The organism is Flavobacterium sp. HTF (assembly GCF_003105115.1).
Classification (GTDB): Bacteria; Bacteroidota; Bacteroidia; order Flavobacteriales; family Flavobacteriaceae; genus Flavobacterium.
Genome location: NZ_QETH01000002.1, coordinates 109,830 through 122,538, shown reverse-complemented (window position 1 = coordinate 122,538; position 12,709 = coordinate 109,830). Strand labels below are relative to the sequence as shown.

The 12,709-nt window shown below is 35.2% G+C and carries 13 protein-coding genes; 3 read left to right on the top strand and 10 right to left on the bottom strand.

The window, feature by feature from the left end; all coding sequences use genetic code 11:
* Nucleotides 1–149: 149 nt before the first annotated feature.
* The 3 genes from panB to DCO46_RS01315 form a co-directional block, all read right to left on the bottom strand.
* Nucleotides 150–968, bottom strand: a complete 819-nt coding sequence (panB, locus tag DCO46_RS01325) for a 3-methyl-2-oxobutanoate hydroxymethyltransferase (protein ID WP_116750795.1) — start codon at nucleotides 966–968, stop codon at nucleotides 150–152.
* 50 nt (nucleotides 969–1,018) lie between these two features.
* A complete protein-coding gene (locus tag DCO46_RS01320; RefSeq protein WP_116750794.1) occupies nucleotides 1,019–2,212 on the bottom strand; it encodes an SH3 domain-containing protein in 1,194 nt (397 codons plus the stop codon).
* Between the two features lie 97 nt (nucleotides 2,213–2,309).
* Nucleotides 2,310–3,737 (bottom strand): L-serine ammonia-lyase, encoded by a 1,428-nt coding sequence (locus DCO46_RS01315; RefSeq protein WP_116750793.1) that lies wholly within the window; start codon nucleotides 3,735–3,737, stop codon nucleotides 2,310–2,312.
* Nucleotides 3,738–4,056: 319 nt separating this feature from the next.
* On the opposite strand from DCO46_RS01315, the gene DCO46_RS01310 reads away from it, so the two are divergent.
* The 3 genes from DCO46_RS01310 to DCO46_RS01300 are packed head-to-tail and all read left to right on the top strand — an operon-like array spanning nucleotide 4,057 to nucleotide 7,374.
* Complete coding sequence (locus DCO46_RS01310) at nucleotides 4,057–6,204, top strand: cation:proton antiporter (protein WP_116750792.1); 2,148 nt, start codon at nucleotides 4,057–4,059, stop codon at nucleotides 6,202–6,204.
* A gap of 28 nt (nucleotides 6,205–6,232) precedes the next feature.
* Nucleotides 6,233–6,976, top strand: coding sequence for a DUF2625 domain-containing protein (locus tag DCO46_RS01305; protein WP_207784937.1), 744 nt, complete (start codon nucleotides 6,233–6,235; stop codon nucleotides 6,974–6,976).
* Between the two features lie 32 nt (nucleotides 6,977–7,008).
* A complete protein-coding gene (locus DCO46_RS01300; protein ID WP_116750790.1) occupies nucleotides 7,009–7,374 on the top strand; it encodes a VOC family protein in 366 nt (121 codons plus the stop codon).
* Nucleotides 7,375–7,381: 7 nt separating this feature from the next.
* On the opposite strand, the gene DCO46_RS01295 is transcribed toward DCO46_RS01300, so the two are convergent.
* The 7 genes from DCO46_RS01295 to DCO46_RS01265 form a co-directional block, all read right to left on the bottom strand.
* Nucleotides 7,382–8,065, bottom strand: coding sequence for a 2'-5' RNA ligase family protein (locus DCO46_RS01295; protein WP_116750789.1), 684 nt, complete (start codon nucleotides 8,063–8,065; stop codon nucleotides 7,382–7,384).
* Nucleotides 8,066–8,070: 5 nt separating this feature from the next.
* Nucleotides 8,071–8,439 (bottom strand): iron chaperone, encoded by a 369-nt coding sequence (locus DCO46_RS01290; RefSeq protein WP_116750788.1) that lies wholly within the window; start codon nucleotides 8,437–8,439, stop codon nucleotides 8,071–8,073.
* Nucleotides 8,440–8,551: 112 nt separating this feature from the next.
* A complete protein-coding gene (locus DCO46_RS01285; RefSeq protein WP_116750787.1) occupies nucleotides 8,552–9,019 on the bottom strand; it encodes an SRPBCC family protein in 468 nt (155 codons plus the stop codon).
* 120 nt (nucleotides 9,020–9,139) lie between these two features.
* Nucleotides 9,140–10,339 (bottom strand): tRNA modification GTPase, encoded by a 1,200-nt coding sequence (locus DCO46_RS01280; RefSeq protein WP_116750786.1) that lies wholly within the window; start codon nucleotides 10,337–10,339, stop codon nucleotides 9,140–9,142.
* Between the two features lie 105 nt (nucleotides 10,340–10,444).
* A complete protein-coding gene (locus DCO46_RS01275) occupies nucleotides 10,445–11,026 on the bottom strand; it encodes a TIGR00730 family Rossman fold protein (RefSeq protein ID WP_116750785.1) in 582 nt (193 codons plus the stop codon).
* Between the two features lie 2 nt (nucleotides 11,027–11,028).
* Nucleotides 11,029–11,556: a GNAT family N-acetyltransferase gene (locus tag DCO46_RS01270; RefSeq protein ID WP_116750784.1), complete on the bottom strand. Its 528-nt coding sequence runs from the start codon at nucleotides 11,554–11,556 to the stop codon at nucleotides 11,029–11,031.
* Nucleotides 11,557–11,572: 16 nt separating this feature from the next.
* A complete protein-coding gene (locus DCO46_RS01265) occupies nucleotides 11,573–12,691 on the bottom strand; it encodes a lactonase family protein (protein WP_116750783.1) in 1,119 nt (372 codons plus the stop codon).
* Nucleotides 12,692–12,709 lie beyond the last annotated feature (18 nt).

The window sequence follows — 12,709 nt, the reverse complement described above, 5'->3', positions numbered from 1 at the left end:
TTGAGGTATAAATAATGAACCTCCCGCTAAAACAGGAGGTTTATTAAAAATACATCTTTGAACCTTTGAGCCTTTGTCACTTTGAACCTAAAAAAACCTCATTCCCGAAGCTTCGGGATAGCAACTCAGAACCTTAGTGCCTAAAAAAATTAATATTGTTCTTTTTCACTCGGAAAATCGCTTGACTTTACATCAGCAGCATATTGACCGATTGCTTTTGTCATTTCTTCGTATAGATTTAAATAACGACGTAAAAAACGAGGGCTGAATTCATTATTCATTCCCAGCATATCATGAATAACCAAAACCTGTCCGTCGACACCGCCGCCGGCTCCGATTCCGATTACAGGAATTGAAATGCTTTTCGCAACTTGTTCTGCTAAATGAGCAGGGATTTTTTCCAATACAACACCAAAACAGCCAATTTTTTCAAGCATTTTAGCATCTTCAATTAGTTTTTCTGCTTCTTGCTCTTCTTTGGCACGAACACTGTATGTTCCGAATTTATATATAGATTGTGGAGTTAAACCCAAATGTCCCATAACGGGAATACCTGCGTTTAATATTTTTTTGATAGATTCTTTAATTTCTTTTCCGCCTTCTAATTTTACGGCGTGTCCACCGCTTTCTTTCATGATTCTGATAGAAGAACGCAAAGCTTCCTTAGGATCTGACTGATAACTTCCGAAAGGCAAATCAACCACCACCAAAGCCCTTTCGACAGCACGAACTACAGATGAAGCATGGTAAATCATCTGGTCTAACGTAATAGGCAAAGTCGTTTCGTGACCAGCCATAACATTTGAAGCAGAATCACCCACCAAAATTACATCAACTCCTGCGGTATCCACAATTTTAGCCATAGTATAATCATAAGCGGTAAGCATGGAAATCTTTTCTCCATTGCTTTTCATTTCGATTAAAGACTTTGTTGTGATTCTTTTATAATCTTTTTTTGCTACTGACATTTTATTTTTTTTTGATATTGTAAAAGTATTGAATAAATATAGATTGGGAATCAGCAGTAAAAGAATATTTCCACAGAAAAGAGTTTTCCTTCTCTGAATTCTATTCTAAACTGACTGTCTTCCATTATCATAGAATAATTATGAGGAGATTTGATCGAAGCGTCAATATAAGTCCCGTATTTTTCAATGAAAGCTTTTTCAGACAGCAAATGGTCCAAAACAGCGTTCGGGCTTATGATGAATTTGTTGTTTTCGTTAATATAAACTTTTACGATTTCGGCCTGATTTTTATTTTCATCGACAGAAACTTCCAAATCAGGATAGTAGTAAAACAGATCACTTAAATAAATCCCGCATTCGTCACCAATACTGGCTTTTCTGGTTGGTTTACCAAACACTTTGACTAAGTCTGTCTGAGAAAAATATAATGATTTGGTTTTCGTCCCTTTTAAACTAAACTCGGCTTTTTTTACAAAAGCAACAATTTGTTCCGGTAGTTTATGTTTGGCTAAACCTTTGGCTATCGCAATATTCAGTTCAGTATCGGCAATTAATTTGGGGTCGTTTAATTGTTGAACAACTTCAGAATATCTCTGATAAGCAGGGGCAAATTTTGAATAATCGCTGTTCCATGCCAATTCTACAATCCGTTCGCTTATTGTTTTACGTTCGGTAATGGCATTGGGATCTAATTTGTCAAAATCTTTTAGCAAAGTGCCAAAATCGGGTCTTGGGCCAATAAATTTTCTCAAAGTATATTTGGCATATTCTTCGTCAAAATTTCCATTTATATTAACCCAGTCATCCTGATTTACAGGAATATAGTTTACAGCAACAGGATCTCCTGTAAATAAAACTTCCTTGATTTTGGAATTTTTATCGGGTAATGCCCTTGCTTTTAAACCGGCCACCAAAACAAAAAGATGATTTCCGCCGTAATATGCATCTCCGCCTTCCAGTATTGGATTTTGGGTGTCTTTTACTTTAACATCTTTAGCGTTTAATCTTGTCGCAATATATTTTTCCTGAACAAATCCTTCATTAAAATTATCAGACTTTACTTTGTACCAGCCATTTTTACTTTCTGATAATAATTTAACTTCTGCTCCATATTTAAAATAACCCAAAAAATCTGCTGATGAATTTGGTGATGTATAAAGTCTCGTATCTGAATTAAGAAAATAACGTTCTTGTGAATGAAGTAATACAGAACAGAAAAAAAGTAAAAAGTAAAGTTTTTTCATGAAGTAATTTTTGTTTTTTGCCACGAATTTCACGAATTTTCACGAATTGTTTTTTGTTCAATTATAACAATTAGTGAAATTCGTAGCGAAAAAAAGTCTAACAATCTGCCATGTTTACAGCGATTGCCAATCCGCCTTCTGAGGTTTCTTTGTATTTTGAATTCATGTCTTTTGCGGTTTGCCACATGGTATTAATTACTTTATCCAAAGGTACTTTTGCATTTTTAGAATCGGTTTCCAAAGCCAGTTCGGCAGCATTTATCGCTTTTATGGCTCCCATCGTATTTCTTTCAATACACGGAATCTGAACCAAACCGCCAATTGGGTCGCAGGTTAAACCTAAATGATGTTCCATGGCAATTTCGGCAGCCATTAAAACCTGGGCAGGACTTCCGCCCATTAATTCGCAGAGAGCCGCCGCCGCCATAGAAGACGAAACGCCGATTTCTGCCTGACAACCACCCATTGCGGCAGAAATTGTGGAGCCTTTTTTAAAGATACTTCCAATTTCTCCGGCCACCATCAGGAATTGTTTGATTTCTTTTTCTCCGGCGTTGTGGTTTTCAATTACCAGATAATACATTAAAACGGCAGGAATTACGCCGGCACTTCCGTTGGTTGGAGCTGTTACTACACGGCCAAGAGAAGCATTTACTTCATTCACGGCAAGTGCAAAACAACTTACCCATTTCAGGATCTGGCGAAATTTAACCTCTGTTTTTCTGATTTCTTCAAGCCAGGTTTGAGGAGAATCGTAATTTGATAAACCTATTAAGTTCTGGTGCATGTCAAAAGCTCTTCTGCGTACATGTAAACCGCCCGGAAGTATTCCTTCGGAATGACAGCCAATGAACATACATTCTAACATGGTATTCCAGATGCGCATCAGTTCTGAATGAATTTCAGCTTCTGGACGCATTGATTTTTCGTTTTCATAAACAATTTCAGAAATCATTTTATTTTCTGAAACCGTATAATTCAAAAGCTCTACTGCATTTTGTATAGGGAAAGGAAACGCACATTTGATTTCCTCTTTTATTTTGGCATTTGTACGTTCTTCTTTTACTACAAAACCACCTCCGATAGAATAAAAAGTGGATTCATATTCGGAATTATCAGCTTTAAAAGCGGTAAATTTTAATCCGTTGGCATGAAAGGGAAGAAAGTCTTTATTGAAAACAATGTCCTGAAGAAAATAAAACGGAATCGTAAGCTGGCTGCCCAGATTGATTTCATTTTTAGTTTCAATATCTTTGATGATTCCGGCAATATTGTCAACCGGAATATATTCAGGATCCTGTCCGCTTAAACCCAGCATCACGGCTAAGTCTGTTGCGTGGCCTTTGCCTGTCAGGGAAAGCGATCCGTATAAATCTACTTTTACCCTTATGACATGCTCTAAAATAGATTCATTTTTTAACTCCTCTAAAAAACGTTCAGCGGCACGCCACGGGCCAAGAGTGTGCGAACTTGAAGGCCCGACACCAATTTTAAGCATATCAAAAACAGAGATACATTCTTCCATTGTTCAATTTTTATAAAGACAAAGATAATTGAATAATGCAAAGAAGTTTTGTTTTCATTTGTTAATGTTGCGATTTTGTTAAAAAAGGTATTAAATTTTAATAATTTGGCAATGAAACAAATTTAAATGGTTAATATAGGCTTTTCGTAAAGAGTTCGTACTTTTTTTAGGTATTTTTGTAATGAAACAAAACACTAAAGAATATGATTTTTTTAAATTCCTTTAAAGAAATCAGTAAACTAAAACTTCTGCGATTTCATTTTAATTGATTAGCTCTTTTACGAAAATTAAAATACCACAAAGAAGATAAAATTACACTATGATAGAATTTTTCAAGCATTTATTACAAGAATTCGAATTGCCATTAAATAATCCGGTATTAATCTTTTCGCTTATACTTTTCATTATTTTATTGTCTCCTATTTTATTAAAGAAAATCAACATTCCGGGTATTATCGGATTAATAATTTCTGGAGTTATCATTGGGCCTCACGGTCTTAATATCCTGGCAAAAAACTCCGCCGTTGATTTATTTTCGACTATCGGACTTCTGTACATTATGTTTATTGCCGGTCTTGAATTGGATATGAATGAGTTTAAGGCCAACAGAAACAAAAGTTTGCTGTTCGGGTTCTTCACCTTTATACTTCCGCTTAGTATTGGTTTTCCGGTTTGTTTTTATCTGCTGAATTACGATTTTAATGCCAGTTTTCTAACGGCGAGTATGTTTGCAACGCACACTTTGGTCGCATATCCGATTGTGAGCAAATTAGGAATTGCCAAAAATCAGGCAGTTGCCATTACTGTTGGAGGAACAATTTTGACCGATACAGCCGTTTTGATCATTTTGGCCGTAATTATGGGAAGCAGTCAGGGAAACCTGAATCAGGCTTTCTGGATAAAACTGACCGTTTCACTGGCTATTTTTTCTGCTATTATGTTTTTGGTTATTCCGAGAATTGCAAAATGGTTTTTCAAGAAACTGGAAAGTGAAAAACATGCCCATTATATTTTTGTCCTTTCGGTCGTTTTCTTTGCAGCATTTTTAGCCGAAGTAGCAGGAGTAGAGCCCATTATTGGTGCTTTCGTTGCCGGTCTGGCATTAAATCCTTTAATTCCGCATTCTTCTGCATTAATGAACAGAATTGAGTTTATCGGGAACTCATTGTTTATTCCTTTCTTTCTGATTTCTGTCGGGATGCTGGTAGATGTTAGCGTAATTCTGAGTGGACCGACTGCCTTAATTGTTGCCGGAACGCTGAGTGTAGTAGCTATTTTTGGAAAATGGATTGCGGCGTTTTTTACCCAGATTGTTTTTAAATATACGAAAACCGAAAGACAGCTTATTTTTGGTCTGAGCAGTGCGCATGCGGCGGCAACCCTTGCTGTTATTTTAGTGGGATTTAAAGCTCAGATTTTAGATGAAAACATCTTAAACGGAACTATTATCCTTATTTTGATAACCTGTATCGTAGCTTCTTTTGCAACAGAAAAAGCGGCCAAGAAAATTGCCATCTGCGAGGAAGAAGTTTCTCATATAGACACAGGAAAAGACCAGATTTATGAAGAACATATTCTGATTCCGCTTGCAAAAACTTCTGCAGCAGCAAGCCTTCTGGATTTTGCTCTTTTGATAAAAGATAAAAAATCATCGAACCCGGTAACTTTATTAACGATTGTTCCGAATAATGACCAGGCCGAAAAGAATATTTTAAAATACCGAAAAGCGGTTGATAAATTTGTTATTCAGGGATCTGCCTCGGAAGTGAAAATAAATACCATTGCCAGAATTGACCATAATCCGGCAAGCGGAATTGCAAGAACTTCCAAAGAAATAATGTCGGATATTGTGATTGTAGGCTGGCCGAAAAAAACAGGATTTCTGGATAAGATTTTTGGTGAAAATGTAGATTCTATTATTAATAATGTCGATAAAAATTTATTCATCTGCCGTTTTCCGACTAATTTTATAGAAGAAAAAAGGCTGGTTTTTGTCTGTCCGCCATTTTCTGAAAGAGGAGTTGGTTTTCATCCTTTATTGCAGAAAATCTGTAGGTTGTCTCAGGAATTAAGCATTCCGATTGTTATTTATGCCGATTACAAAACGCATCAGACCATTCAGGGAATTGCGAATAACCTGAGATTAAATGCAAAATTAGGATTTAAAAGCGTCATAGAATGGGATAATTTTGAGTCAATTGCAGATGAAATAAAACCAACCGATTTAATTGTTTTCAATTTATCGAGAAAAGGTTCAGTTTCTTACCAGTCTATTTTTGAAAAATTGCCGCAGAAATTCGAAAAATCTTTCAGCGATAATAATATTATTCTGGTTTATCCGCAGGAAGACCGAAAAGAAAGCGCAATGGATGCCTACGAAGATTTTACCGCAACGCCTTTAACCAAAAGTCTGGAAGCTATTGAACAGATTGGCAGGGGCCTGGGAAGTATTTTGAAGAAAAGTTAGTATAAATAAAAGAACTGTATCTAAACTCATGAATCGAAAAACCGGTATAATTTTATTACTCTTTATAACTTTCATTACCACAGCGCAAAATAAAATGAAAAAAGCTGAAGAACTTATAAACAAAACAGATCCTGCCTGGACGCTTGTACAAGACTGGATAAAGTCGGCTAAAAATAAAGTAGAAATTTTACCGGCAGATCCGTTAAGTGCAAAAGAATCATTGTACAAAACACAGGTTACAACAAGTTCACCAATGGGAGCGATCGTTTTTATGACAGGCGGACTTTTGATAGATGATGGATGGATCCGAATTTTAGGTTCCGGAAATGCAAAATTTAACCGTTCGCTTCCGGACTGGAATAAGGGAAAATCATTTAAAGAATTTGGCGAAACACCTTCATTTTTGATAATTGCTGATGATGCAATTGGGGGATTTTATATTTTGAATGGTGGTGGATTAGGGAAAGATTTAGGTAAAATTTATTATTTCGCACCGGACAGTTTAGAATACGAGCCTCTGGATATTACTTATTCGGAGTTTCTGCAATTTTGTTTCTATAATGATCTGGATAAATTTTATGAAGGAAACAGATGGAATGAATGGAGACAGGAAGTTTCAAAGATAAAAGGGGATGAAGTTTTTAATTTTTACCCGTTTCTCTGGACAGCGGAAGGAAATGATATCAATAAAAATTCAAGAAAAATAATCCCGGTTGATGAACAATATGCTTTGAATCTGGATTTGCGAAAGCAGCTTGGGTTTGATAATTAAGGTTTTTGAAAATAATTTTTAATTAATTTGAAATGCAGCACAAAATCAAATCAATACGACCTTTTATAGGTGCAAAAGATTTTGAATTATCGAGAAGTTTTTACCGTGATTTAGGATTTGAAGAAATAGTTTTAGCACCCAATTTTTCTGTTTTTAAAACCAGTGAAACGGCATTCTATCTTCAGGACTATTATGCAAAAGAGTGGATAGAAAACACGATGATTTTTTTAGAAGTTGACGATGTGGATCGTTATTATGCAGAACTTTTAGCTTTGAAACTTCCCGAAAAATATTCAGAATCAAAATTAATCCCTATTCAAAATTTAGACTGGGGAAGAGAATGTTTTTTACACGATCCGTCGGGTGTTTTATGGCATTTCGGAGAATTCAAAAAATAAGTTTCAATTATCTCAAACCAAATTCCCCCAGGATTTTGGTATTGCTTTTTCGCTGATACCAGTCATTATAAACGAGTTCCATTTTTTTTACAACCAATTCGCCAAAATCATAATCGCGGAATTTTTCTGTAATCTGCATCAGCTTTTCAGGATTCTCTGGTTTTTCCTGAAAACGCATTACAGTCGAGTGTGCAGCAGAAATGGTGTATCGGCTGTCTATACTTTGTTGTAATGCTGAGTTTTTAAAATTCTCACGCAGCTTATTTCTAAAATCATTGAGAGTTTCATCCGTTGGAAATCCCTGAATCATAATCGCAGACGGAGAAGCGGTAACGCCTCTAAACTGGATTCGGATGCTGTCGATATCAACCATACTTTTGCAGATTGTTTCGATATAGTCATTTGGTGAAATCTGATCCAGACTAAACTCCTCCGAACAGGAAATGATGGACATAACGGTAATGTGAATATCAGAATCCGGATAATAATATTGTGTCGGGTCAGCCTCTTTTAATTCCTCCAAAAAAAGGGCAATATTTGCTTTTATTTCTTCGCTCGGACGAATAAGCAAGGTTATGCCGAACCTGGCATCAGATTCGTTTTTGATGTCAGAATCAATAGTATAATTTCCGGCTAAAATTGCACCGGAAGATTTTTTGTAAAGCTGATCGTAATGTTCGGTTAAGTTCATTGGGATTATTTCTTTTTTCCTTTTTCTAAATTTTCATTGACCCTGAATTTTACAATTTTGGTAATCAGTTCAAAAGGCATTGGTTCTTTTAAAGGAAATTGTACGGAACCTTTTCCTGATTTGTATTTTGAAAGTTCTGCTGCAAAAGCTTCATGTCCTGTTGGCAACGCATATAAACCAATATGGTTCTTAAAAGCCGCAAAATAAACCACAATTCCGTTTTGATCAAAAGCCGGCATCGAATAGCTGATTTTTTCTTTGGCATCCGGCGCCGCTTCCTGAATCGTCATTCTGACCTGTTCCAGAATTTCCTGAACATCATTTGGAAATGTGCCAATATATTCGTCGATATTTTCGGGTTTTCTGATATCCATGATTGTTGTGATTTTGTTTTTTTTGTTTCAGGTTTCAGGTTTCAGGTTTCAGGTTTTTGCTGATGAAACCTGAAACCTGAAACTTGAAACTTGAAACGTGAAACTTTCCCTTCTAAGCAATCCCTTTAGGAAAACGGTCCAAAACGAGATTAAGCTGGATATTATGTTCTAAATAAGCTTTTGCTCCGGCTAAAACCAATGTAAAACCTTCGGTGGAATTTCTTACCTGATCTATAATTTTATCGGTATCGCCTTTTAAACCGGAGTTGGTTATGCTCACAAAAGTTTCATTTTCGTTTAATGGTGTAAAAACCCATTCGACCAAAGTGATTTCATCGGAGTTTCCCCATTCAATAACAATCTTCTGATTTTCTTTGAGCACTTTTGTAGTGACCGTTAGCGAAAAGCCATACATTTCCCAAGTCCATTCAGTAGATTTGTCTTCTTCTAACTTTCCTGAACCTTTGGTAAACCAAAATTTACTGGTGATTTCCGGATCTGTAAAAGCCTGAAAAACTTTTGAAACAGGTTTTCTAATCAGCATTTCGGCTTTTGCGAATTTATTGTTTTCTATTTTCATCTTTTTTCGGGTTAGATGTTCAATAAAATGTGCAGATTTTAATTGTTCCGCCTCAAAATATTTAGAGCTGTAATTTACGAAAAAATGACTGAATAAAACTGAATAAAAAAAGAACTAAGTTTAAAATATACTATATCCAAACACCAGAGAAACAGACTGGTAATTAGATTCCCAATAGATATATGATCCCAGAATTTCTTTTGGTAAATTTATCCTTGCCTCGACGCTGTACTTTTTTTTATAATTATATCCCAGACCGAAAACACAACTATTTCGGGGTTTGATTTCTATTTCGTTATTTCCATACTTCTCTTCAAAAACACCTTTTGAATTTATGGCTTTTTCGAAAACATATTGAGCATTAATAAATAATTTTGAGTTAGTACTCAGGAACATATTGTGTCTGAATCCGATTGGAAATTCGATTGTATTATAATCGAATTCAACGCTTAATCCGTTCGCTCTTGTTTTTTCAGATTTATAAATCTGATAAGTTGGTTCTATAACTATGGCCCATTTGTTTTTATTGAACGGTAAAATAAATTCAGCTTCCAGACCTAACCTAAAACCTATCTGGTTATCAAATTTTGTATTATAGGAAGAGGCTACAGCATTTGTGATATTTAATTTATTACTTGTTATGCCGGGTCTTATTGCTAAATTAAATAAGTCTCTTTTTTGTTCTGTTTTGAAGCTGCTGGATTCTGAATTCTGGCTTGTGTTATAAATTTTGAAGATTTTAATAAGAGGATTTCTTTCGTATTTAAGTCTTGCCAGTTGATTATTTGTACTCTGGTCCCATTTCAAACCTCTTGCCAGCTGTTGTTTATAAAAATTGTTTTCAGCGATTTGTTGTTCCGAAATTTTATATGTTTTATAAATCAACTGATTCGTCTGTATTGTATCGGTTTTGAAAAAGAAAAAAGTTTCATTTTGTTTAGTATATTCAAATAATGTTGCTTTTCCTTCCAGTAAAACTTTCAGTAGAATAGTTTCTTTTTTAAATTCAGGATTTCTGTCATACCCTAAATCGTCAATTGTTTGCGTTGACTGATCTACATCTACAGTAAACTTTTCATATTTGGATTCGTTTTCAATTTCAAACATTTTGAATTGCTGCATTGAAACTGTAATGGGCTGATCTTGTTCATCCAGCTTGTATTGAATTTCAGACGGATTGTTTCTCCAGTCGAGATTTTTGATTAAGCAATTGATTTTCTTATCGTTGTTGTCGATAAAATACCCTTTTTCAAACTTAATTTGTGAATGTACTGTAAAACTTAAAAGAACGATTAAACAAGTAAATAATTTTTTGTGCATTTTTAGATTTATATAATTGGCTATAGAAAAATTTCAGCAAATATATATGGTTTCTATTGTTAAAAAACTTTTTTATTTAAAAGTTTTTTATTTGTTCAGAGTAGTTTAAACTTCCTTTTTATCAATCCATTTTCCAACTGTAGGAGCGACATAGTTTTTCATTTTATCCAATAAATCTTCAATATTATCACTTACCAAAAGCATTTCCTGATTTACACTTTTCAGAAAACCTTTTTCAACCATAGTCCGGGTTAATTCGATTAAGGAATCATAAAAGCCATTGGTATTTAAAACAGCAATTGGTTTTTTATGTAAACCCAATTGCGCCCAGGTAACCATTTCAAAAAGTTCTTCCAGCGTACCAAAACCACCCGGAAGCGCTATCACGCCATCGCATAAATCATTCATTTTGGTTTTTCTTTCATGCATGCTTTCTACCAGAATCAATTCGGTCAAACCCAAATGCGCGATTTCTTTAGAACGCAGAAAATCCGGCAAAACGCCAATTGCTTTGCCTCCTGCATCTAAAACGCCATCTGCCACAGCGCCCATCAAACCTACATTTGCGCCACCATATACCAATTCTATATTTTGCTTTGCCAATGCTTGTCCAAGCAATGTTGCCTGCTCTTTATAAATATCTTCGGTTCCAAAACTGGAACCACAAAAAACGGTTATTCTTTTCATTTTTATTTTTCTATTTCGTATACAAAATTATAACGGGAAGGCTCATTATAATAGGCCACTTCCTGTTCATCTATTTTCTTTGCTCCCAATTTCCCTATAGCTATCTGCGAACGGTAATTTTCTGCTCCAATGTGAAACCTGATTTTATCAACCGCTTTAAAAGAATAATCAAACATCATTTTCTTTACCTGCGGATTAAATCCGGTGCCCCAATATTTTCTTCCGTAAAAAGTATAGCCAATAAAAACACTTTTGTTTTCGGGCTCATAATCATAAAATCGTGTGCTTCCGGCAACTTCATTTGTTTTTTTATCAATGATCAGAAAAGCACCTTTACTTTCCATTGCACCTTCAAAAAAGTTTTTAAAAACCTCTCTTTCATAACGGTTTTTATTCGGATGCTGTTCCCAGATTAAAGGATCGGAAGCAACTTTATATAGGGTTTCAAAATCAGTTTCCTTTAGGGGAACTAACTTTACAGACTCATTTTCCAGTATTTCAGGCTGTAAATTTAAAATTGATGTACTCATTTTTTAGAATTTAAAATTAGATTTTTCTGATCTGAACACAGGAAACATTTTCCATTTTGATTTGTTTCCCTGTCTTTTTAAGTAATCCGGTTTTTGGATTTCGTTTAAAAACGACAATATTTCCCGTAGTGACATTTGTTGCGATTAAAAAATTCCCGCTTTCATCAATCGCAAAAATTCTTGGATGTTTTCCTAAAGTAGATTGATAACCAACGTTCGTTAAAAGGCCGTTTTCAGCAATCGAAAAGATAGCAATATTGTTTTCTTTTCCTCTGTTGGTAGCGTACAAAAACTTTCCGTCTGGCGAAATATGGATATCAGAACTTTCAAAACCTGCTGTTATCTTATCGGGATGCGTATTGATCCTCTGAATCTTTTCTAAAACTCCGTTGTTATACTGATAAGCACTTATCGATCCGGACATTTCTTCAATACAATAACTAAATTTTTGATTGGGATGAAAGGTAAAATGTCTCGGGCCGGCTTCCGGATCTGCTTTTGTAAAGGGAATTTTTGCTTCTGTCAAAGGCTGTTTTTGTGTTTCGTCAAATTGATAACAGCGTATTTTATCGGCTCCTAAATCGGGTAGGAATAGATAATCAAACTGAGGTGAAAATACAGCCGAATGAACATGTGAACGGGTCTGTCTTTCTTTGTGAACGCTTCCGTCCAGATATTGGAAATTCTGCGCAATCGAGTCAATTTTTCCGTTTTCCAAAAGCGGATGAACCGAAACACTTCCTTCTGTATAATTGGCGTTTATAAGCCACTTGCCATTTTTGTGGACAGAAACATAAACGGGATTTTCTCCGCCGCTTGATTGTTTGTTTATAAAAGTCAGGCTTTTTTGCTGCGGATTAAATTCAAAACTGCTAACGCTTCCTGCATTTGGTGTTTTGGTATCGGTACAGGCGTAAACATATTTTCCGTTTGGAGAAACGGTTAAGTAAGACGGATTAATAATATTTTGAATCCCGGTTACCTTATTCAATTTTCCATTTAAAGTATCCAACTGATAAATCTGAACAGATTCGGCTTTTACATCACGATTATATGATCCCAGAAAGACATAAGTATTCTGTGCACTTAAATGAATGCAAAACAGAAGAGTAAATAATAATATTGTTTGTTTCAAAGTTTTTCTTGTTTCAGG

Bases quoted from the DNA above. Each gene is read 5' to 3' on its own strand.
- panB (WP_116750795.1), bottom strand. From the start codon at position 968: ATGTCAGTAGCAAAAAAAGATTATAAAAGAATCACAACAAAGTCTTTA.
- DCO46_RS01320 (WP_116750794.1), bottom strand. From the start codon at position 2,212: ATGAAAAAACTTTACTTTTTACTTTTTTTCTGTTCTGTATTACTTCAT.
- DCO46_RS01315 (WP_116750793.1), bottom strand. From the start codon at position 3,737: ATGGAAGAATGTATCTCTGTTTTTGATATGCTTAAAATTGGTGTCGGG.
- DCO46_RS01310 (WP_116750792.1), top strand. From the start codon at position 4,057: ATGATAGAATTTTTCAAGCATTTATTACAAGAATTCGAATTGCCATTA.
- DCO46_RS01305 (WP_207784937.1), top strand. From the start codon at position 6,233: ATGAATCGAAAAACCGGTATAATTTTATTACTCTTTATAACTTTCATT.
- DCO46_RS01300 (WP_116750790.1), top strand. From the start codon at position 7,009: ATGCAGCACAAAATCAAATCAATACGACCTTTTATAGGTGCAAAAGAT.
- DCO46_RS01295 (WP_116750789.1), bottom strand. From the start codon at position 8,065: ATGAACTTAACCGAACATTACGATCAGCTTTACAAAAAATCTTCCGGT.
- DCO46_RS01290 (WP_116750788.1), bottom strand. From the start codon at position 8,439: ATGGATATCAGAAAACCCGAAAATATCGACGAATATATTGGCACATTT.
- DCO46_RS01285 (WP_116750787.1), bottom strand. From the start codon at position 9,019: ATGAAAATAGAAAACAATAAATTCGCAAAAGCCGAAATGCTGATTAGA.
- DCO46_RS01280 (WP_116750786.1), bottom strand. From the start codon at position 10,339: ATGCACAAAAAATTATTTACTTGTTTAATCGTTCTTTTAAGTTTTACA.
- DCO46_RS01275 (WP_116750785.1), bottom strand. From the start codon at position 11,026: ATGAAAAGAATAACCGTTTTTTGTGGTTCCAGTTTTGGAACCGAAGAT.
- DCO46_RS01270 (WP_116750784.1), bottom strand. From the start codon at position 11,556: ATGAGTACATCAATTTTAAATTTACAGCCTGAAATACTGGAAAATGAG.